A 21,799-nucleotide genomic window follows, 5' to 3' on the forward strand; every position below is an offset into this window, starting at 1 on the left:
ACGACCTGGAGAGCGGAGTGACTGTGACCGAGCATCCGGGCGAGGCGGCACCGGACGGGCGGAACGCGCCGGCCGACCTGCGTCTGGCATCCGAGCCCGGCGGCGTGCGGGACCGCCGGGAGGCCGACGCGGGCCTCGACGAGCTGCCCCCGAACCTCACCCAGGCCATCCTGGAGGCCACCAAGCAGGTGGCCTCCCTGCTGAAGGGCGCCGGGCATCCCTTCGCCCTGGCGGGCAGCGTCGCCGTCTACGCACACGGCGGCCCCGGCAACCTCCAGCACGACGCCGACTTCTGCATCCTCCCCGAGGACGCCGAAGCGGTGGCCGCCACGCTGCGCGACGCCGGACTGGAGGTCTACACCCCTCCGGAGGACTGGCTGCTCAAGGCCCGGTGCATGGGCCAGGACATCGACCTGATCTTCGAGCTTGCCCGGCAGCCGGTGAGCCGCGAACTGCTGGAACGCGCCGAGCAGCTCCCGGTGGAGTCGGTCCGCATGCCGGTGCTGTCCGTGACCGACCTGGTCGCCAGCCTGCTGAACGCCTTCACCGAGCACCACTGCGACTTCGGCGCCGTCCTGCCGATCGCCCGGGCCCTGCGGGAGAAGGTCGACTGGGCCCGGATACGGCGCGAGTGCGGAGCGGCGCCGATGCCCGACGCCTTCCTCTACCTGCTGGAGCGTCTGCAGGTCGTCTCGCCTCAGGAGGAGAGCCATGACGGACCCTGACATCCGCCGGGAGAGCCGGGAGAGCGGCGCGGACAACACCGAGTACCGCATCGCCCACCTCCAGGAACGACTCGTCCGCGAGGAGATCGCCGAACTCGGCATGCGCATCGAGTCCCGCGGCGGAGCGGTGGTCGTCAGCGGCACCGTCCCCACCGCCGAGTGCCGCGACACCGTCGTGCGCGTCGCGGAGGAGGAACTGGCCGGCGTACCGGTACGGACCGACATCGTCGTGGCCGACGCCACCGCCCCCGACCGCCCGGAGGAACTGGCATGATCCGCATCGCAGCCGTCGGCGACATCCACATGGGGCCGGACAGCAGGGGGGTGCTGCGCCCCGCCTTCGAGACCCTTCCCGACTGCGCCGACCTCCTGCTGCTCGCCGGCGACCTGACCCGCCACGGCACGCCCGAGGAGATGCGGGTCGTCGCCGAGGAGGTCTCCGGACTCCGGGTGCCGGTGATCGCCGTGCTGGGCAACCACGACCACCAGGACGAGCGCCCCGACGAGGTCACCGCCGTGCTGCGGGACGCGGGCGTGACCGTCCTGGAGGGCGAGGGGACGGTCCTCGACGTGGACGGCACCCGCGTCGGCGTCGCGGGGACCAAGGGCTTCGGCGGAGGGTTCGCCGGGCGCAGCGGCGGCGAGTTCGGCGAGCCGATCATGAAGGAGTTCATCCGCTACACCCGCCGTTGCGCGGACGGCCTGCGGGCCTCCCTGGAGGACCTGGACCGGCAGGGGTGCGCGGTGCGCGTCGCCCTGACGCACTTCTCCCCCGTGCCCGACACCCTCGCCGGCGAGCCGCTGGAGATCTACCCCTTCCTGGGCAGCTACCTGCTGGCCGAGGCGGTGGACGCGGCCGGCGCCGACCTGGCCGTCCACGGGCACGCCCACGCGGGCACCGAGCACGGACTGACCAGCGGCGGGGTACGGGTGCGCAACGTCGCGCAGCCGGTCATCCGCCGCGCCTTCGCGGTCTACCACCTGGAGCCCGGCGGGGACCGCGGCGCCGGCGCGCTGGCCGAGGCCTCCCGCTGAGCCGCCCGGGCCCCGCCCGCACACCGGCCCGGCACGGACGAGAGGAGCACCGGTCGTGCACGACAGCACCGGGACGGACGGCGGATCCGCCTCCTCCCGCGACGCCCGGGCCCGGCTCGAACGGGCCGCCGTCGAGGTCTTCGGCTGGAGCGGGCTGCGTCCCGGCCAGGCCGAGGCCATGGAGGAGGTGCTGCGCGGCCGGGACACGCTGGTGGTGATGCCCACCGGTGCGGGGAAGTCCGCCGTCTACCAGGTGCCCGCGGTGCTGCTGCCCGGCCCCACCGTGGTGGTCTCCCCCCTCATCTCGCTCCAGCGGGACCAGATCGAGGGCCTGTCGGACAGCGACGCGCCCGACGCCGTCGCGGTCAACTCCGCCCAGGGGGCGGGCGAGACCGCCGAGGCCTGGCGGGCGGTGCGCGAGGGCGACGCCGAGTACCTGCTCCTCTCCCCCGAGCAGCTGGCCAAGGACGAGGTGGTGGAGCGGCTGGCGCGGACGGAGCCCTCGCTGTTCGTCGTCGACGAGGCCCAGTGCATCTCCTCCTGGGGCCACGACTTCCGCCCGGACTACCTGCGTCTGGGACACGTGGCGGAGCGGCTGGGCCGCCCCACCCTCCTCGCCCTGACCGCCACCGCCGCGCCCCCCGTGCGCGAGGAGATCGTCGAGCGCCTGGGCATGGAGCGGCCCGCCCGGATCGTCGCCGGTTTCGACCGGCCCAACCTCCGCCTGGAGGTGCGCGGCTTCCTGGACGAGGCGGAGAAGCGCCGGGCCGTGGTGGAGCGGGCCGCCGCCGAGGCCAAGCCCAGCATCGTCTACACCGCCACGCGCAGGGAGTCGGAGGAGTACGCGGAGCAGCTGGCGGACCTCGGCCTGGCGGCCGTCGCCTACCACGCGGGCCTGCGCTCGGCCGAGCGCTCCCGCGCGCACGAGGCGTTCCTCGACGGCGGGCTGGACGTGGTGGTCGCCACCTCCGCCTTCGGCATGGGCATCGACAAACCGGACGTGCGGTTCGTGCTGCACGCCTCCGTGCCCGGCTCGCCGGACGCCTACTACCAGGAGATCGGCCGGGCGGGCCGCGACGGCGCTCCCGCGTCGGCCGTACTGCACTACCGGTCCGAGGACCTGGGGCTGCAGAGGTTCTTCTCCTCCGGAAGTCCCGACACCGAGACGCTGGCCGACATCGCCGATGCGGTCCGCGGCCACGACGGCCCGCTGCCCGTCGCACGGCTGCGCGAGCGGACGGGGCTGTCCGCCGGCCGCCTCACCGCGGCCGTCAACCTGCTGGAGGAGGCGGGGGCGGTGGCCGCCGTCCCCGACGGCGGGCTGGCGCCCGCCGGGGACCTCGACCCGCGGGAGGCCGCCGACCGCGCGGCCGGGCTGGACCGGGCGCGGCGCAGGCTGGAGCAGTCGAGGGTGGAGATGATGCGCGGCTACGCCGAGACCACCGGCTGCCGCCGCCGCTTCCTGCTGGGCTACTTCGGCGAGGAGTACGAGCCGCCCTGCGGCAACTGCGACAACTGCCTGGCCGCCGAGGAGGAGCGGGAGCGCGAGCGCGAGGGCGGGAACGAGCCGGAGCGGTACGAGGAGCGGGGGGCGCGCGGGCTGCCCGCCCAGCCCGTGTCCCTCCCCGAGGAGGGCCCGCGCCCGGACGCGGGCCGGTTCCGCACCGGGGCGCGGGTGGTCCACCGGGAGTGGGGCGAGGGCCTGGTGATGAGCGAGGAGGGGGACCGGATCACCGTCCTGTTCGACACGGTCGGCTACCGCACCCTGTCGCTGGACGCCGTGGTCGGACAGGAGCTGCTCGACCTCGCCGAGGGGCAGGGCGGACAGGACGAGCCGGACGGCTGACCCCCGGCGCCCGGCCGGTCTTCGGCCGGTCTTCGGTTCTAGGGCGCCCTGTTCTCGACCGAGAACAGGGCGCCCTGCGGGTCGCGGACGACCGCCAGCCGCCCCGACGGGGTGTCGGCGGGGGCGGAGACCACCTCGGCCCCCAGGGTCTCCGCCTTCGCGGCCGTCGCGTCGACGTCCTCGACGCGGAAGTGGACGTGCCAGTGCGGGCGGACCCGCGGGTCCGGCGCGTCCTCCACCGCTCCGCCGCTCAGTCCCGCCACGGTGCGCTTGTCGATGCGCAGGATCACCCGGTCGTGTTCGTAGCGGATGTCGTAGCGCTCGGGATCGCCCTTGTCCCAGCCGAACACCTCGCCGTAGAAGAGGGCGGCGGCGAAGGCGTCGCGGGTCCGCAACTCCAGCCAGGAGGGGGCGTTGAGCCTGCTCCCGGCCTGCCACTCCGGGTCGACCCCGCCCTCCCAGATGCCGAAGACCGCCCCCGCCGGGTCGGCCGCCCACGCCACGCGGCCCGAGCCGAACCCGACCGGCCCCACGGCGACGGTGGCGCCGCGTTCGCGCACCCGCCCGGCCGCGGTGTCGACGCTGTCGGAGGCGAAGTACGCGGTCCAGGCGGTGAGGACCCGCAGGCTGTCCTTCGCCTCGCCCAGTCCGGCGACCGGCACGCCGCCGACGAGGGCGACCACGTAGTGGCCGAGCTTCTGCGAACCCGGCCGGTACCGCCAGCCCAGGAGTTCGCCGTAGAAGTTCTGCGCGGCCTCCAGGTTGGGAGCCAGCAGGCTGACCCAGCAGGGGGCGCCCTGCGGCGCACGCACGGTCTCCGTCACGGCCGATCACCACACTGTGTCTCGTTGTGTCTCGTCCGAGCCGCGGGCTCGTGGAGGGCTGGTCGGGTCGGCGGGGGGACGACGCCGGTCGGCGGCGCCGTCCCCCCGGACTCCCCTGGACACCGATGCTGCCCCCTCGCGGCGCCGGGGGAAAACCGGCGTCCACCAACCGGAGCAGCGGCGCCCGGGGCGGGAGCACGGTCCGGCGGTTCAGGGGCGGCGCCAGGAGTCGCTCTCCAGGTGGGAGCCGGCCTGCGGCCCCATCCGCAGCATCCCGCCGTCGACCGCCCACGACGCGCCGGTGACGTAGGCGGCGTCCGGGCCGGTGAGGAAGGCGACCACGGCGGCCACCTCGCGGGCGTCGCCCGGCCGCCCCGCGGGGATGCCGGGACGTTTCTCGGTGTGGACGTCGGTGTCCTCCTGACCGGTCATCGGCGTGGCGATCTCGCCGGGCGCGACGGCGTTGACGGTGATCCCGTCCCCGGCCAGCTCCAGCGCCATGACCTGGGTGAGCAGGCCGAGTCCGCCCTTGGCGGCGCAGTAGGGCGCGGCGCCCACCCGCGGCTGGTGCTCGTGGACGCTGGTGATGTTGACGATCCTGCCGCCGTCGCCCTGCCGGATCATGCGGCGGGCGGCACGCTGCCCGCACAGGAACGGCCCGACGAGGTCGACGTCGAGGACCCGGCGGACGGTGTCGAGGTCGAGGTCGACGAAGGGGGTGGCGGTGCCGGTGCCGGCGTTGTTGACCAGGACGTCGATCCTGCCGAGTTCGTCGGCGAGCCGGTCGATCACGTCTGCGGCGGCGGGGAGTTCGGTGAGGTCCATCCGCGCGACGGCCGCCCGGCGGCCGTGGGAGCGCACCTCCTCGGCCGTCTCCCGCGCGCCCTTCTCGTCCTCGTGCCAGGTGATGCCGACGTCCATCCCCTGCTCGGCCAGGCGTACGGCGGTGGCGCGGCCGATCCCCGAGTCCGCTCCCGTGATCACGGCGACACGGGCGGCGGATTCGCTGTGCGCGTTCATCAGACCTCCTCGATCAGGACTGGGCCGGATTCCGGTACCCGGGCGCTTCCCGGCGAAACGATCGCGTTTCCGGTGGCTGGGACCGTTCCGACCACCATTCGGCCTAATCGCGGTGACCTCCGGGCGGATCGCGCGTTGTTCACGGCACCACCGCCGCTGGCTGGCGGATAGGTGATTGTTCGCTATAAGGAGTGACTTTCCATGTCGCGTATTGCCAAGGCTGTCGCCGTGACGGCCGCCGCCGGTGCCGCTCTGGCCGGTTCCGCCGGAGTCGCCGCCGCCGACGCCGGGGCGCAGGGTGCCGCCATCGGCTCCCCGGGCGTCATCTCCGGCAACGTCGTTCAGGTGCCGGTCCACATCCCGGTCAACGTCTGTGGCAACACCGTCAACCTGGTCGGGCTGCTGAACCCGGCGTTCGGCAACACCTGCGTCAACCAGTCGCAGCACAACCACGGCAAGCAGCACCAGAAGAAGGACCAGGGCAAGAAGCACCAGGGCCACGGCCAGGGCAAGAAGCACCAGGGTCAGGGCCACGGCCACGGCCAGGGCCAGGGTCACGGTCAGGGCCACGGCCAGTACGGCGGTCGCTGACCGGCTCACCGGCCGCGTCCGGCTTCGTGAAACCTCCGGGGAGGAGGCCCTTCGTACGGGTCTCCTCCCCGGAGGTCTTCGTTTTCCGCCCGGCTCCCGGAGCCGCCGCGCCGCTACGCGGTGGAGGGAACGGCGCAGCGCGCGGTGCTGCCCCTGGGCACGCACCGGGCGGTGGGCGACCACCGCTCGGCGACCGGGACCCCGTCGATCAGCTCCAGCACCGACTCGGCCACCAGCACGCCGTACTGGTGCACGTCCACGCTCATGGTGGTCAGCGGGGGCGACGCCAGGCGGCACATGGTCGAGTCGTCCCAGGCGATCAGGCTGAGCTGCTCGGGGACGACGACGCCCATCCGCTTGGCCGCGCCCAGTCCCGCGACCGCCATCACGTCGTTGTCGTAGAGGATCGCGGTGGGCGGATCCGGCCGGCGCAGCAGCGCCGCCGTGAGCTCCGCCCCCGACTCGTCGGAGTAGTCGCCCTCCACGACCACCGGTTCGACGCCCACCTCGCGGCACCCCTCGGTCAGCGCCTCGGTACGGGCCCGCGTGTGCAGCAGGTTGGCCGGGCCGCTGATCCGGGCGATACGGCGGTGGCCGAGGTCGAGCAGGTGCGCGAGCGCCTCGCGCACCGGCCCGGCGTCGTCGGTGCGGACCGCGGGCATGACCGTTTCTTCGGCGTCCCCGGCGTCCCCGGGCCCCCTGGCCTCCCGCGCGTCGCCGGGGGCCTCGCTGCCCGCGCCGACCAGGACCGCGGGCAGCCCCAGTTCGCGCAGGACGGGCAGCCGCTGGTCGTCGACGGTGCGGTTGACCACCACGACCGTCTCGACCAGGCCCCGCTCGGCCCACCGCCGGTAGGCGGCGATCTCCGCCTCCTGGGTGGCCACGACGTGCAGCAGGACGGACAGGCCCCGCTCGGCGAGGCGCTCCTCGATGCCGGCGATGAACTCCATGAAGAAGGGTTCGATGCCGAGCAGTCGCGCGGGGCGTGCGAGCACCAGCCCGACGGCTCCCGAGAACCCGGCGCGTGTCGTCCTGCTGTCTTCGGAGGCGTCCACTCAGTACCGCACCACCGGAGCGCTCAGGGCGTTGGCGGAGCGCAGCACCAGCGGCTCCGTCAGCGCGGCGGGATCGACGTCGGCCTCGGTCCGCACGGTGAAGGACCGCGACTCCCCGGCCAGCAGGGGCACCAGCATCTCGTCCACGACCGCGTCGGGGGCGACCCGGTCGGCCAGGACCGCGACGTCGCGCGCGAACGACGAGGCGTGTACGTCGACCCGGTAGCCGCCGGGCACCGCGACGGCCTCCGCCTTGAGCGGCGCGGGGTCGTAGTCCAGCTCCACGTCCTCGGCGAAGAGGTGCACGGTGCGTGCGTCCGGTGCGGTCGCCACCAGCACCTCCTTCCGGGCGTCGTCCGGGCTGACCAGTGACGCGTCCAGTTCGGTGTGGGTGACCGAACGGGCCGGTACGTCGAGGGAAAGCTTAACGCTCCGCAGTGCGGTGCCCGCGAAGGTCTGCCGCTCCAGGAGCAACTCGCCCCTCCAGGGCTCGTCGTGGTCGTTGACCGCGACCAGGACCGGTCGGCCGTCGCGGGGTTGCACGGTCAGCAGCCGGGGCGCGTAGGCGTGGCGCAGTCCGTACCACAGCGGCTTGGGGCGCTCCTCGCCGTCGACCGCCGCCCAGGAGGTGACCGGCCAGCAGTCGTTGAGCTGCCAGACGACCGCGCCCGCGGTCCGCGGCCACCAGGAGCGGAAGTGCTCGATGCCGAAGGCGACCGCGCGGGCCTGGTTGAGCTGGGTCGCCCAGTGCCAGTCCTCGAACGTCCTCGGCCGGGGCAGGTGGGGGGCCATGCCGCGGTCGAGCTTGTCGTTGCCCTCCTCGGCCTTCTGGTGCAGCAGGAAGGCGGGCGAGGTGGAGGTCAGCGGCTCGTCGTGGATCCACTGCGTCAGGGTCGCCCAGGTCGGGGGGCCCTGGAAGCCGAACTCCGAGCAGAACCGCGGGACGTGGTCGCGGTAGTGGGTGTAGTCGACCCGGTTCCACACCTCCCACTCGTGGCGGGTGCCGTGGTCCTGGTCGTTGGGGTGGAGCCCGTCGACGGGCGCGCCGGGGTTGTAGGGGCTGTTGGCGCAGTAGAAGCGGGTCGGGTCGAGTTCGGCCACGATGGACGGCAGCAGCTCGGTGTAGTAGCGCAGGCCCCAGGTGCGGCCCTGGAGCTGCTCGGGCCAGCCCCAGTCGCGGAAGCCCCACATGTTCTCGTTGGCGCCGTTCCACAGGGCGAGGGAGGCGTGCGGGGCGAGGCGGACGACGTTCTCGCGGGCCTCGGCCTCGACCTCGCTCCACAGCGGCTCCTCCTCGGGGTAGGAGGCGCAGGCGAAGGGGAAGTCCTGCCAGACCAGGACGCCGCGCTCGTCGCAGACGTCGTAGAAGTCCTCGGTCTCGTAGATGCCGCCGCCCCACACCCGCAGCAGGTTCATGTGGGCGCCGACCGCCTGCTCCACGCGGCGCTCGATCCGCTCGCGGGTGACCCGCGTGAGGAAGTGGTCGTCGGGGATCCAGTTGGCGCCCTTGACGAAGACCGGCCTGCCGTTGACGACGACGGTGAAGGGGGTGCCGATCTCGTCGGGGGTGGTGTCCACGGTGACGGTGCGGAAGCCGACGCGGCGCTCCCAGGTGTCCAGCGGCGCGTGGGACCCCGCCCGTCCGGGGGCGCCGAGGGTGACGGCGAGGCGGTACAGGGGCTGGTCGCCGTGGCCGACGGGCCACCACAGACGGGCGTCGGGGACGGTGACGGTGACGGTGGCGGCCGTCGAGCCCGCGGGCACGGTGACGCGCTCGGTGCGGCCGTCCACGGTGGCGGTCAGCTCCAGGGGGACGTCCCCGGCGGCGCCGCCCAGGCCGGAGCGCTCGACGTCGACGTGGACCTCGGCGCGTCCGGTGCCGTCGGCGTCCACCGTCACCAGCGGGCGCACCCGCGCCAGGCGGGCGGTGTGCCAGCGCTCCAGGCGCACCGGCTTCCAGATGCCGGCGGTCTGCAGGTCCGGGCCCCAGTCCCAGCCGAAACTGCAGGCCATCTTGCGGACCATGTTGAAGGGGTGCGGGTAGACGTGGTCGCGGCGGCCGAGGCTGCGCTCGACCTCCTCGGCGTACTCCAGGGCGGAGCGGAAGGAGACGGTGAGCTCGTGGGCGTCGCCGCCCAGGGCGTCGCGGACGTCGAAGCGGTAGCCGCGGTGCATGTTGGCCGTGCTGCCCAGCACCTTCCCGTCCAGCTCGACGGTCGCCACGGTGTCCAGGCCGTCGAAGACCAGGTCCACCCGCTCCTCGGGGCCGGCCGCGGCGGCCGCGAAGGTGAGCGCGTAGCGCCAGTCGGTGCGGTGGGCCCAGACCAGCTCCTCCTCGGCACGGTCCAGGTAGGGGTCGGGGATCAGACCGGCCGCCAGCAGGTCGAGGTGGGCGCTGCCCGGCACGGCGGCCGGCACGGTCCGGCCCGCGACGCCCGGGGGCACCGGCCCCGCGGTCGCCGACAACTGCCAGCCGTCGTGCAGGGTTTGGCGGATCATCGGCGCTCACTCCTAGGTCGGCTCCGCGGTGCGGAGCGGCGGGTCTGAAGGGGTTTCGGGAAGGACGGGGAAAAGGCGGTCGCCCGCCGGTGGATTTCTCCCTCGCGAGCCGAGTATCGTCGCCCGAGATTCTTACGCCACCGAACAAAGTAAGTCAACGGCGCCTCCGGCGTCCGCTTGGCCAGGACGGAGACACCACCGTGGCATCACGTTCCGCTCCCCTTCCCCTCGACGTGACACACCTGCGGGCGGCCGGCGTCAGCCTCGTACTGGACCTGACCGGCGGCACCCTCCCCCGGGTGCTGCACTGGGGGGCCGACCTCGGCGCGCTCGGCCCCGGGGACCTGGACGCCCTGAGGCTCGCCCGGGCGCCGCAGCCCATCGGCTTCTCGGTGGACGGGCCGGTCGAGGTGTCCGTGCTGCCCGAGCAGTCGGCGGGCTGGCTGGGCACCCCCGGCCTGGTGGGCAACCGCGGCGGCCGGGACTTCTCCACCGCCTTCGCGGTCCGCGAGGCCACCCTGGCCGCGCCCGCCGGGGAGTCCCGCTCCTCCGACGGCGGGCACGGCGGCCTCGTCACGGTCCTCGCCCGTGACGAGGCCGCCGCACTGGACCTGGAGCTGGTGGTCGAGCTGACCGCGTCGGGGCTGGTGCGCCAGCGCGCCACGGTCGCCAACCGGGGCTCCTCCCCCTTCGCCGTCGACGCCGTGAACCTCACCCTGCCCGTACCCGCCGACGCCGCCGAGCTGCTGGACTTCACCGGGCACCACCTGCGCGAGCGCAGCCCGCAGCGCACCGCCTTCACCCAGGGCCTGCGGGTGCGGGAGAACCGCACCGGGCGCACCGGCTACGACAGCGCCTACCTGCTGGCCGCCGGCACCGCGGGCTTCGGCAACCGCTCGGGCGAGGTCTGGGCCGTGCACACCGCCTGGTCCGGCAACCACCGCACCTTCGCCGAGCGCACCTTCCACGCGGTGTCGCTGCTGGGCTCGGGCGAACTGCTGCTCTCCGGCGAGGTGGTGCTGGAGCCGGGGGAGTCCTACGCCTCGCCGTGGCAGTACGGCTCCTACGGGCGGCACGGCCTGGACGAGGTCTCCGGCCGCTTCCACCGCTGGCTGCGGTCCCGCCCGCACCACCCCTCCACCCCCCGGCCGGTCACCCTCAACACCTGGGAGGCTGTCTACTTCGACCACGACCTGGACCGGCTGCGCCGCCTGGCCGACGCCGCCGCCGCGGTGGGGGCGGAACGCTTCGTCCTGGACGACGGCTGGTTCGGCTCGCGCCGCGACGACCGGCGCGGGCTGGGCGACTGGTACGTCTCGGACGAGGTGTGGCCGGACGGGCTGGGCCCGCTGACCGACCACGTCACCGGCCTGGGCATGCAGTTCGGGCTCTGGGTCGAACCGGAGATGATCAACGAGGACTCCGACCTGGCCCGCGCCCACCCCGACTGGATCATGGCCGCCGGCGACCGGCTGCCCGGCCCGGCCCGCTCCCAGCAGGTCCTCGACCTGGCGCGCCCCGAGGCCTTCGCGTACATCCTGGAGCGCCTGGACGACCTGCTGGGCACGTACCCGATCGCGTACCTGAAGTGGGACCACAACCGGGACCTGGTCGAGGCCGGGCACCGGCCCACCGGCCGCGCCGGCGTGCACGGCCAGACGCGGGCGGTCTACCGGCTGATGGACGAGCTGCGCCGCCGCCATCCCGGGGTGGAGATCGAGTCCTGCTCCTCCGGCGGCGGACGGGTGGACCTGGAGATCCTCCAGCGCACCGACCGGGTGTGGGTCTCGGACTGCATCGACGCCCTGGAGCGCCAGAGCATCCAGCGCTGGACCAACGCGCTGATCCCGCTCGAACTCATGGGCACCCACGTGGGGTCGGGCGTCGCCCACACCACCGAGCGCCGCCACCCGGTCGACTTCCGGGCGGGCACGGCCCTGTTCGGGCACTTCGGCATCGAGTGGGACCTGACCGCGGCCACTCCGGAGGATCTGGCGCGGCTGACGCGGTGGGTGGCCCTCCACAAGGAGCTGCGCGGTCTGCTGCACACCGGCGTCTCCGTGCACGCCGACCACCCGGATCCGGCCTACCGCCTGCACGGCGTGGTCGCCGAGGACGGCTCGGAGGCGGTGTACGCCCTCGTGGCCACGGCCTCCTCCGAGCTGTACCCGGCGGGCGCGGTCCGGCTGCCGGGACTCGACCCGGACGCCGTCTACCACGTACGGCCGCAGGCCCCCGGCGACCTGCCGGACGGCAACGCCCACCACTGGGGCGCCCGTCTGCCCTGGTGGACCGGGGAGGGCGTACGCCTGCCGGGCCGGGCGCTGGAGGCGGCCGGGCTCCAGGCGCCGGTGCTCTACCCCGAGCGGCTGGTGCTGCTGCGCGCGACCCGGGTGTGAGCCGCACGCCCCGGGAGGGACCGTCCGCCGGTCCCTCCCGGGGCGCCGCCGTACGGACGGCCGGCGCCTCACAGGCGGCGCAGCCGGATCACCCGGGCCGCCGGCGCGGGCACCGGGCAGACCAGGCGCAGCACACCGCGTCCCGCGTCCCACTCCAGCGGCCAGTCGGCCGCGCCGGCCGTCCCGGCCGCCGGGAAGACCGTCTCGGGCACGGCGGCCACGCCGCGCAGCGGGGCGACGGGCAGTTCCAGCTCCGCCGGGGCGCCGGGCCGCCGCCACACCGTCAGCAGGGCGTCGCCCCCGGGCCCGGCCGGGCGCAGGCCCACGGCCGTCCAGGGCCCGGCCGGGCCGGCCAGGCCCAGCGGCCAGAACGGCAGGGAGTCGGCGATCTCGGGCAGCAGGGCGCGGTGGACGGCGACCGCCTCGCGCACCAGGGCGAGCCGGGCCGCGTCCATCCGGTCCAGGCGGCCGGAGAGGTACAGCCGCCCCAGGACGCCGGTGGCGAGCGTGAACACCGCCTCCTCGACCGTCATCCCCGGCTGCGCGTACGCCCAGTTGCCCGCCTGCTCCGGCAGGACGGAGGCGGGGGCGGCTGCCGCGATCGGCGGGTAGAGCAGGGGGTTCTGCTGGTCGGAGGTGGACTGCAGATGGAGCCGGGAGAGCATCGCGTAGTCCATGCGCATCGCGCCCGAGGCGCAGTTCTCCACCAGCAGGCCGGGGTGGCGGTCCAGCAGCGCGTCGAGCCAGGCCAGATGGGCGCGGTTGTGCGCGAGCAGCCCCTCGCCGGGGGCCGCGCCCCCGGTGTCGGTGCCGGGGCCCGGCATGATGTTGTAGTCGAACTTGAAGTACCCGACGCCGAGTCCGGCGACCAGCCGGTCGACGACCTCGTCCAGATGGGCCGTCGCCGCCGGGTGCCGGAGGTCCAGGTGGTAGCGGCCGTGCTCGGCCACGCGGGCGCCGTGGCGGCGGAAGAACGCCTCCTCCGGCAGGCGCTCGGCGAGCGGTGAGCGCACGCCGACGACCTCCGGCTCCAGCCAGATGCCCGGCACCATGCCGCGTTCCCGGATGCGGTCGGTGACCTCGGCCAGCCCGCGGGGGCCGGGGAAGCGGGTCGCCGACGGCCGCCACTCCCCCACGCTGTCCCACCAGTGGCCGTCCTCGTCGTACCAGCCCGCGTCGACGCAGAAGTACTCCGCGCCCGCCTCGGCCGCCGCGTCGACCAGCGGCAGCAGCTTCCCGGTGGTGGGGTCGCCCATCAGCGTGTTCATGTAGTCGTTGAAGACCACCGGCAGACGGGGCGTGCGGCCGGGCGCGCGCCCGCGCACCAGGGTGCGGCGCTGCCGGGTCAGCGCGCCGAGCGCCTCGTCCGCGCCGCCCGCCGCCGCGGCCAGCGAGACCGGCACGGTGGTGAAGCCGCGCGCGGCCGTCACCGCCGTGCTCCACTGGTGCTCGGCGTCGGTCGGTCCCAGCAGGGCCACGTACGCGCCGTCGACGGTCTCGCCCGCCTCCCAGTGCCAGGCGCCGTTGTGCTCGATCTGCCAGGCCAGCGCCCAGGAGCCGTCGCGGGCGACGACCGCTCCGGTGGGCAGGTGCTCGCCCGTCGACCAGGAGCTGCGGGAGGTCAGCGCGAAGCGGCTGCGGGAGGCGTGGTGGTGGACGGCCGGGTCCATCACCGGCAGGCCGGCCTCGCGCAGCGGGACGCGGTGCCAGCGGGACTCGGCGACCCAGTCGCAGTCGCCGTACAGCAGGTCGAACTCCTCCAGCGGGAGCCCGGAGTCGGCGAGGAAGGCGCCGGTGGCGGCCGAGGTGACGGCCTGGACGCGCACCTCCCCCTCCCCCGCCATGCCCAGTTCGGTCCAGGTGCGCACCGCCGGTGAGCCGGCGGCGGCCCGGAAGACGCTGGTGACGGTCAGGCCGGTCACCGGATCGGCCTGGCCGACGCGGAGTTCGGCCGCCGACTCCGTACGCGTCTCGGTGTGGCCGGTGTGGCGCAGCCGCCCGCCGACCGCGGTGTCGGCGTACCGGTGGCTGCCGGGGAAGCGGCCGTGGCCGAGCGCCAGCACCTCGACCAGCGGCACACCGGGCGCGCCGTCAGGTCGCGCGGCCCCGGTGTGCGCCGGGCGCAGGGAGAGCAGGCGGACCGGCTCGTCCCCGCCCACCCCCAGCACCAGGCGTACGCCGCCGCCCGACCAGGTCAGCAGGGATCGGGACATGTGGGTGCTCCTTGTCGCCGGGGGTGCCCCGCGGACGGGTCCGCGGGACGTGCGGGGCCCCGGCCGCGGCGCCGCGGCCGGGGCCGGTGTCAGGCGGTGGCCACGCCTTCGGCCCCCGGCCGGGGACCGGTGCCGCCTTCGGGGTGCAGCCAGCACTTCGCGTAGTGGTCGTAGCCCACCGCGAAGTCCTCCGGCATGCGGGTGCAGGCGTCGAACGCCTGGGGGCAGCGGTCCCGGAAGGTGCAGCCGGGATCGTCGCCGGGAAGGGCGGAGCCGCCCGCCGGCTCGACGGCGAGCGCCTCGGTGAGCCGGGACCGGTCGCGGACCTCCGGGTTGGGCGCGGCGGCGGCGAGGATCCTGGTGTACGGGTGCTGGGGGTTGAGGATGACCTCGTCCGCCGGCCCCCTCTCGACCACGCGCCCGCGGTACATCACCAGGATGTCGTCGGAGAAGTGCCGTGCGGTGGCGAGGTCGTGGGTGATGTAGAGGACGGCGAGGTCGTCCTCGCGCTGGAGGCGGGCGAGCAGGTTGAGCACGCCGAGGCGGATGGAGACGTCCAGCATGGAGACCGGCTCGTCGGCGATGACGACCTGGGCCCCGGGCGCCAGGGCCCGGGCGATCGCCACGCGCTGGCGCTGGCCGCCGGAGAGCTCGTGCGGACGGCGCTGCGCGATGTCGGCGGCCGGGGTCAGGTTGACGCGCTCCAGAAGCTGTTCGACCTTCTCCCGGACGTCCGCCTTCCCCCTGGCGCGGCCGTGCAGCTTCAGCGGGCGGGCCAGGTGGTGCTCGACGGTGTGGAACGGGTTGAGCGAGGCGAAGGGGTCCTGGAACACCATCTGCACGTGGTCGCGGTAGGCGCGGTCGGCCACCCTCCTCCCGTCGGGACCGGTGGCGGTGATCTCGCCCGCGGTGGGCTTCTCCAGCCGGGCGATCATGCGGGCGACGGTGGACTTGCCCGACCCGGACTCGCCGACCAGGGCGACGGTCCGGCCGGGGGTCAGGGTGAAGGAAACGTTGTCAACCGCGCGGAACCTGGAGTGGCGCAGACCGGAGCGCAGGGAGAAGTCCTTGGTCAGGTCGCGTACCTCGAGCCTCGTCATCGCGAGCCCGCCTCCTTCACGATCGTTTCGGTGCGCTCGCGGGCGCTGGACTCCCCGGTGCGGATGAACGCTCCCCGCTCGCCGGTGAGGCTGGGGAAGGAGTCGAGCAGCTTGCGGGTGTAGGGGTGCCGCGGACGCCGGTGGATCTCGTCGGCGGTGGCGTACTCGACCACCTCGCCGTCGCGCATGACCGCGATGCGGTCGCTGAGCTCCAGCAGCAGCGGCAGGTCGTGGGTGATGAAGACGACGGCGAAGCCCAGCTCGTCGCGGAAGCGCAGGATCTCCCTGAGGATGCCGCGCTGGACCACCACGTCGAGGGCCGTGGTGGGTTCGTCCATGATCATCACCTGGGGGTCGAGCAGCAGCGCCATGGCGATCATGACACGCTGCCGCATGCCCCCGGAGAGCTCGTGCGGGAAGGAGTCCAGCCGGCGCGGGTCGACACCGACCAGGCGGAGCACCTCGGCGCACCGCTCGCGGCGGGCCTCGGCGGACATCCCGGGGCGGTGGGTGGTGAGGACGTCCTCCAGCTGGGCGCGGATGGAGACCACCGGGTTCAGGGCGTTCATCGCGCCCTGGAAGACCATCGACAGCTTCGACCAGCGGAAGGCGCGCAGTTCCTCCTTCTCCAGGGCGAGCAGGTCGAGGTCCCCGCCGTCGCGGTCGTGGAAGGTGACCGATCCCGAGGTGACCTCGGCCGGCGGCCGGTGCAGCCGGTTGATGGCGTACGCGAGGGTGGTCTTGCCGCAGCCGGACTCGCCGGCCAGGCCGAGGATCTCGCCGCGGCCGAGGGTGAGCGAGACGTCCTTGACGGCGTGGGTGGGCTTCTCGCCCTGGTAGACCACGTTGAGGTTCTCGACCGTCAGGACCGCGTCGCGGCCGGAGGCGTCCCGGCCGGAGGCGGGACGGCGGGGGGCGGGGCGGGCCGTGCGCCTGCCGGCGCCCCCGCCCTTCCGGGTGCGGCGGGAGGCGGCGGGAACGGTGCGGAGCTTGGGGTTGATGATCTCGTCGATGCTGAAGTTGATCAGGGAGAGGCCGCAGCCGAACAGCGCGATGATCAGGCCGGGCGGACCGAACCACCACCACGCCTCCCGCTGGAGGGCGAAGCCGTTCTGGGCGTAGAAGAGCATCGTGCCGAGCGTGGAGGAGTTGGAGGCGCCCAGGCCCAGGAACGACAGGCCCGCCTCGCTGAGGATCGCCAGGATGACGGCGAACACGAACTGCGAGGCCATCAGCGGCAGCAGGTTGGGGAGGATCTCCACGGAAACGATTCGCCAGGGCTTCTCGCCCGCCACCTTCGCCGCGGCGACGTAGTCGCGGTTGCGCAGGGAGAGGGTCTGGGCGCGCAGCACCCGGGCGGAGGCCGCCCAGCCGGTGATCGCCAGGACGACCGCGATGGTCCACCAGCCGCGCTGGTCCACGGGGACGAAGCCCGCGATGACGATCACCAGGGGCAGGCCGGGGATGACCAGCATGACGTTGGAGAACAGGGAGAAGCCCTCGTCCACCGCCCCGCCGACGTAGCCGCCGATGACGCCGAAGACCGCGGACAGCAGGGTGGCCAGGATGCCCACCAGCAGGCCGATCTGCAGGGAGCCGCGGGTGGAGTGGGCCAGCAGGGCGAGCACGTCCTGGCCCGTCTGGGTCGTGCCCAGCCAGAACTCGCCGCTGGGCGGGGTCATGCTGATGTTGCGGATCGTGCTGGGGTCGCCCGTGAACAGCGGCCCGAGGATCCCGAAGAGGACGATGGCGGCGACGAGGCCGAGGCCGATGCCGAGCTTGGGCGACCAGCGCGGCACCAGGGAGCGCCAGCCGCTGGAGCCGGGACGCCGGGGCGCCGGGGAGACGCCGGTGGTCCCGGCCGGGGTGTCCGGCGTCGCGTCGGCCGCGGCCCCGGCGGGCGGGTTGATGTTCGTCACGGTGTCGGTTCCTCAGCTCTCAGTTGCCGGCGCGGGTGCGGGGGTCGATGAGGCCGTACAGCAGGTCGACGACCAGGTTGGCGCCCAGCACGGCCACCGTGATGACCAGGAAGATCCCCTGCATCAGGGCGTAGTCGTTGTTCTCCACGGCCTGCAGCAGCCTCGACCCGATGCCGGGGTAGGAGAAGACCTGCTCGGTGATGACCGAGCCGGAGACCACGAAGCCGAGGGAGATCGCGAAGCCGGCGACGGACGGCAGGACCGCGTTGCGCGCCGCGTAGCGGGTCATGATGCGCCGGTCGCGCAGGCCCTTGGCCTGGGCGGTGAGGATGTAGTCCTCCGACACCGTCGAGACCATCATGTTCCGCATCCCGAGCATCCAGCCGCCCACCGAGGAGATCACGATCGTCAGGGCGGGGAGGGTGCCGTGGTAGATCGCGGAGGCGATGAACTCGCCGTCCCAGCCCGGGGTGAGGATCACGTCGTACCCGCCGTTGAGCGGGAACCAGCTCAGGGCCGAGGCGAAGATCGCGACCAGGATCAGCGCCAGCCAGAAGTACGGCACCGCCGCGAGCACGGTGGTGGCCGGGATGAGCGAGTCGAGCCAGGAGCCGCGCTTCCAGCCGACGACGGCGCCGAGCCCGACGCCGAGCAGGAACGACAGCAGGGTGGCGATGCCCACCAGCACGATCGTCCAGGGCAGGGCGTCGCCGATGACGGTCGCGACCTCCGCCGGGAAGACGCTCACCGAGACGCCCAGGTCGCCGCGGAACATGTTGGCCAGGTACGAGGCGTACTGGACCACCAGCGGCTCGCCGGTGTCGGTTCCGAGGAGGAGCTCGTAGGATCTGCGGACCGACGGGTCGGTTGCGCCGCCTCGCTGTTGCAGCTTCGCCATGAGGGTGTCCACCGGGTTGCCCGGCATCATCCTCGGAATGAAGAAGTTCAGGGTCAGCGCCGCCCACAGGGCGACGAGATAGAACCCGAGCTTCCGGGCGTAGTACCTCACCGATCTCCGCCTATCACTGTGTGCTTCTCCTCGGAACCGATCACTGCCGCGCCGTACCGGTCACTGCCGCGCCGTCACTTGCCGGCCGGCTTCAGGGCCTTGTAGATCTGCGCCTGGTCGGGACGGCTCCAGACCGCCGGGACGGCGTAGAGGTTGTACTCGGTCGGCCAGCCCTCGAACTTGGCGTCGTGGTACTCGCTGGTCGTACCGCCGGTGAGGATCGGGATGTAGGGCATGTCCTCCTCGATCCGGGTCTGGATGACGTCGTACTGCTTCTGGCGCTGCTCGGCCGCCTCGGGCGCGATCTTCTTCAGCTCCTGGAGCGCCTTGTCCACCCGCGGGTCGCTGTAGCGGGCGAAGTTCGGGTTCGCCGTCTCGCCGACCTTCGCGGTGGTCTCGCTGCTGAAGAAGTAGGTGTAGGTGTAGAAAGGGTCGGGAGAGGGCCCCGGGTACAGCGAGTCGATCAGGAGCTGGTACTTGCCCTGGCCGCGCGCCTCGGACCACTCGTTCCAGGAGGACTGCTGGGAGGTCAGCTTGATGCCGACCTTCTTCAGCTGCTCGGCCATGGTGTCGACGGCCGTGATGTAGTCGGTCCAGCCGGAGACGACCCGGACGGTCAGGGACAGCTTCTGGCCGTTCTTGGCGTAGATGCCGTCCGAGCCCTTGGCGTAGCCGGCCCGCTCCAGGATCTGCGCCGCCTTGGAGACGTTCGGCTGCATCGGCGCCAGGTTCTCCTTGAGCTTGGCGGAGACGAGCTCCTTGTTGCTCTCCACCAGCGCGAACCCGGGCGATATCTGGCTGGAGGTGTCCTGGAACGCCAGCGAGTTGATCTGGGTGCGGTCCATGGCGTAGTAGATCGCCTTGCGCACCGCCGGGTCCGTCTGCGGTCCCTCGCAGCCCAGCTCGGCGTTGGAGCAGGTCATCAGGGCGGTCTGGTTGAGCGGGACCGTGACGGCCTTGTAGCCCGGGTAGTTCTTCTCGACGTTCTTCATGTCCGGGACCGGGCCGGTCTGCCAGTCGATCTTGCCGGCCTTCAGCGCGTCCGCGCCGGCCTGGTTGCCCGACAGGGCGATGTAGCGGACCTGCTTGACCGCAGGCTCGCCGTCCCAGTAGTCGGGGTTGGCCTTGAGCGTGAAGGCCTGGCCCTTGAAGTCGCCCAGCAGGTAGGGGCCGGTGCCGACGGGCTCGGTGACGGTGTTCTTGGAAGGCTCCTCGTAGTCCTTCCAGATGTGCTCGGGGACGATGAAGATCTTGCCGAGGACCTGCGGGCCGTCCATGTAGGCCGGCTCGTCGAAGGTGATCCTGACGTGGGTGTCGTCGACGGCTTCGGCCCTGCCCTTGTAGCCGGTGCCGTTCATCTCCTTGTACCGGGAGATCATGTCCAGCGTGAAGACCACGTCGTCCGCGGTGAACGCCTCGCCGTCCGACCACGTGACGCCCTCGCGCAGGGTCACCGAGAGCTCGGTGCCGTCGTCGTTCCAGGAGTACTCGGTGCCCAGCAGCGGCTTCGCGGGCTCGTCGCGGACCTGGTTGAAGTAGAAGAGCGACTCGAAGATCGTGCCCGGCCCCTCGTTCAGGGTCGGCGAGAACGGGTTGAAGTTGGCCTGGTAGTCGCCCGCCTGCCCCGTGAAGACCACCAGGGTCTCGTCCTTGGCGCCGCCGCCGCTGCCCGACTCGGAGCAGGCCGTGGCCAGCAGGGCGACCGCGGCCATCCCGGCCGCTGCGACGCGCGCACGGCGGCGTCTTGCTTGCTGGAACATGGTGGATGGATCCTCTCGTCCTGGAGGGGCACGTCCCTGTGCCGTTCGACCGCCTTGCGGGCCGGCGGGTCGCTCACGTGGGGTGATTGTTAAGTAGCCGAAGAAAGGAAGTCAATACCTGTGCGACACCCCGTGGTCACGGAGACGGAAGTGAGACCGGGCGGCGGGCGGAGGCGGCTGGGAGCGCTCCTCCGGGTGCGGGGAAGGATACGGCGGAACACCCCTGGCGGGGTCCGGTCCCGGAAAGGGCCGCGGGGCCGTCGGCGGCCGGGGAGGCGCGGGGAGGCGCGGGGAGGCCCGGGGAGGCCCGGGGACGGGCACTTGCCCGCCTTCGATAGACAAATAAACTAACGGTTCGTACACGCGCGGCGCGGTCCGCGCGGAGCACATCGACAGCGCTCCCGCCCCGGCGGGACGCGGGCGGAGGGACCAGTGAGCGGACCAGCGCGGGCCACGGCCCACGCGAGCAGCAGGGCGGCCGTCCTCGACGTGATCCGCGCCGCGGGCACCATCAGCCGGGTCGGCCTCATCAACGCGACCGGGTTCACGGGCGCGACGATCTCGACCGTCGTGCGCCGCCTCATCGACGACGGACTGGTGGTGGAGACCGGGCGCGCGGAGTCCACCGGCGGCAAGCGCCGCGTCCTGCTCCAGCTCAACCAGTCCTCCCGGTACGCGGTCGGGGTCCACCTCGACCACGCCGGCCTCACCTACGTCCTCACCAACCTCGGCGGCTCGGTGGTCGCCCGGATGTCCCGGGCGGGGGCGGGCGCCGAGGACCCCCCGACCGTCGTCGCGCGCATGGCGAGCGAGGTCGACGCGCTCATCGACGGCGTCGGCGTCAAGCGCGAGCGGGTGCTCGGCCTGGGCCTGGTCTCCCCCGGCCCGCTCTCCCCCACCAGCGGGATGCGGCTGACGCCGCCCCTGATGCGGCACTGGGAGGACTTCCCGCTCGACCGGGCCCTCCAGGAGGCCACCGGTCTGCCGGTGGTCTCCGACAACGACGCCACGGCGGCGGCCCTGGGCGAGCACTGGTCCGGCGGCGTCGGCGGCGCCGCGACCTTCGCGGCCCTGTACATGGGCACGGGCATCGGGGCGGGGCTGCTGGTCGACGGGATGACCTACCGCGGCGCCAGCGGGAACGCGGGCGAGATCGGCCACAGCTGCCTGGACGTGGAGGGCCCGGAGTGCTGGTGCGGCGCCCGGGGCTGCGTCGAGGCCCTGGCCGGGCCCTCCGCCGTCGTCGCCGCGGCCCGGGCCGACGAGGGGCTGGCCCGCGCGGCCGGGCTGGACGGCGGCTCCGGGCGCCGGCTGACGTCGGTGACCGCGGACTTCGCGGCCGTCACCCGTGCCGCGCGCCGCGGCGAGCAGGGCGCGCGCGCCCTGCTGGACCGCTCGGCGCGCTACCTGGCGGTGGCCGCCCGTACGCTCGCCAACGTCATGGACCTGGAGCTGCTGGTGCTCACCGGCCCGAGCCTGGCGATCGCGGGGTCGGTGTACCTGCCGGTGGTCCGGGAGGAGCTGGACCGGGCGTTCTTCTCGCGCGCCGCCCACCCGGTCGCCGTACGGCTCTCCCGGTCGGCCGCCACCGCGCCCGCGATCGGCGCCGCGGCCATGGTGCTGCAGTCGGAGCTCGTACCGCTGCGCCAGGGGCTGCGCCTGCCGGAGAACCTGGGGGACTCCGAACCCGTCCCGGTGGAGCGGTCGAGCGCCTGAGGCGGCCCGTACGGCACGGCGCGCGGCACCGGCTCCACCGACGGCACGGGCGGCGCGGGCGGGCCGGTGCCGCGGAGCGCTCCGCGGC

16 protein-coding genes are annotated in these 21,799 nt (G+C 73.5%); 7 read left to right on the plus strand and 9 right to left on the minus strand.

The annotated features are described in order from the left end of the window. Positions 1 to 83: 83 nt before the first annotated feature. The 4 genes from QC029_RS28410 to QC029_RS28425 are packed head-to-tail and all read left to right on the plus strand — an operon-like array spanning position 84 to position 3,606. Complete coding sequence (locus tag QC029_RS28410; protein ID WP_279558709.1) at positions 84 to 725, plus strand: hypothetical protein; 642 nt, start codon at positions 84 to 86, stop codon at positions 723 to 725. Further along, a complete protein-coding gene (locus QC029_RS28415) occupies positions 712 to 999 on the plus strand; it encodes a BON domain-containing protein (RefSeq protein WP_279558694.1) in 288 nt (95 codons plus the stop codon). Before QC029_RS28410 ends, QC029_RS28415 begins: the two co-directional genes overlap by 14 nt. Beyond that, on the plus strand, positions 996 to 1,760 hold the full coding sequence (locus QC029_RS28420) for a metallophosphoesterase (protein ID WP_279558695.1): 765 nt from the start codon (positions 996 to 998) through the stop codon (positions 1,758 to 1,760). Before QC029_RS28415 ends, QC029_RS28420 begins: the two co-directional genes overlap by 4 nt. 55 nt (positions 1,761 to 1,815) lie before the next feature. Continuing rightward, on the plus strand, positions 1,816 to 3,606 hold the full coding sequence (locus QC029_RS28425; RefSeq protein ID WP_279558696.1) for an ATP-dependent DNA helicase RecQ: 1,791 nt from the start codon (positions 1,816 to 1,818) through the stop codon (positions 3,604 to 3,606). A 38-nt stretch (positions 3,607 to 3,644) separates the two neighbouring features. On the opposite strand, the gene QC029_RS28430 is transcribed toward QC029_RS28425, so the two are convergent. Further along, a complete protein-coding gene (locus tag QC029_RS28430) occupies positions 3,645 to 4,430 on the minus strand; it encodes a VOC family protein (protein ID WP_279558697.1) in 786 nt (261 codons plus the stop codon). Positions 4,431 to 4,640: 210 nt separating this feature from the next. Beyond that, positions 4,641 to 5,450, minus strand: coding sequence for an SDR family oxidoreductase (locus QC029_RS28435; protein WP_279558698.1), 810 nt, complete (start codon positions 5,448 to 5,450; stop codon positions 4,641 to 4,643). Positions 5,451 to 5,651: 201 nt separating this feature from the next. On the opposite strand from QC029_RS28435, the gene QC029_RS28440 reads away from it, so the two are divergent. Then, on the plus strand, positions 5,652 to 6,041 hold the full coding sequence (locus tag QC029_RS28440) for a chaplin (RefSeq protein WP_279558699.1): 390 nt from the start codon (positions 5,652 to 5,654) through the stop codon (positions 6,039 to 6,041). A 113-nt stretch (positions 6,042 to 6,154) separates the two neighbouring features. On the opposite strand, the gene QC029_RS28445 is transcribed toward QC029_RS28440, so the two are convergent. Further along, complete coding sequence (locus QC029_RS28445; RefSeq protein WP_279558700.1) at positions 6,155 to 7,096, minus strand: LacI family DNA-binding transcriptional regulator; 942 nt, start codon at positions 7,094 to 7,096, stop codon at positions 6,155 to 6,157. Further along, a complete protein-coding gene (locus QC029_RS28450) occupies positions 7,097 to 9,595 on the minus strand; it encodes a glycoside hydrolase family 2 protein (RefSeq protein ID WP_279558701.1) in 2,499 nt (832 codons plus the stop codon). Between the two features lie 200 nt (positions 9,596 to 9,795). On the opposite strand from QC029_RS28450, the gene QC029_RS28455 reads away from it, so the two are divergent. Further along, complete coding sequence (locus QC029_RS28455; protein WP_279558702.1) at positions 9,796 to 11,994, plus strand: alpha-galactosidase; 2,199 nt, start codon at positions 9,796 to 9,798, stop codon at positions 11,992 to 11,994. Positions 11,995 to 12,062: 68 nt separating this feature from the next. Here QC029_RS28455 and QC029_RS28460 read toward each other — a convergent pair whose 3' ends face one another. The 5 genes from QC029_RS28460 to QC029_RS28480 form a co-directional block, all read right to left on the minus strand. Then, complete coding sequence (locus tag QC029_RS28460; RefSeq protein WP_279558703.1) at positions 12,063 to 14,207, minus strand: glycoside hydrolase family 36 protein; 2,145 nt, start codon at positions 14,205 to 14,207, stop codon at positions 12,063 to 12,065. Positions 14,208 to 14,296: 89 nt separating this feature from the next. Beyond that, positions 14,297 to 15,307: an ABC transporter ATP-binding protein gene (locus QC029_RS28465; RefSeq protein ID WP_279558704.1), complete on the minus strand. Its 1,011-nt coding sequence runs from the start codon at positions 15,305 to 15,307 to the stop codon at positions 14,297 to 14,299. Then, positions 15,304 to 17,226: a dipeptide/oligopeptide/nickel ABC transporter permease/ATP-binding protein gene (locus QC029_RS28470; RefSeq protein WP_279558705.1), complete on the minus strand. Its 1,923-nt coding sequence runs from the start codon at positions 17,224 to 17,226 to the stop codon at positions 15,304 to 15,306. Before QC029_RS28470 ends, QC029_RS28465 begins: the two co-directional genes overlap by 4 nt. 19 nt (positions 17,227 to 17,245) lie before the next feature. Continuing rightward, positions 17,246 to 18,235 (minus strand): ABC transporter permease, encoded by a 990-nt coding sequence (locus QC029_RS28475; protein ID WP_279558706.1) that lies wholly within the window; start codon positions 18,233 to 18,235, stop codon positions 17,246 to 17,248. Positions 18,236 to 18,309: 74 nt separating this feature from the next. Beyond that, entirely contained in the window at positions 18,310 to 19,995 is a 1,686-nt protein-coding gene (locus QC029_RS28480) for an ABC transporter substrate-binding protein (RefSeq protein ID WP_279558707.1), read from the minus strand. 432 nt (positions 19,996 to 20,427) lie between these two features. Between QC029_RS28480 and QC029_RS28485 the strand changes: the two genes are divergently transcribed. Further along, positions 20,428 to 21,711 carry an ROK family transcriptional regulator gene (locus tag QC029_RS28485; protein WP_279558708.1) on the plus strand — a complete coding sequence of 428 codons (1,284 nt, stop codon included), beginning with the start codon at positions 20,428 to 20,430 and terminating at the stop codon, positions 21,709 to 21,711. The last annotated feature ends 88 nt before the right edge of the window (positions 21,712 to 21,799 follow it).

Source organism: Streptomyces sp. DH37, assembly GCF_029813835.1.
Lineage (GTDB): Bacteria > Actinomycetota > Actinomycetes > Streptomycetales > Streptomycetaceae > Streptomyces.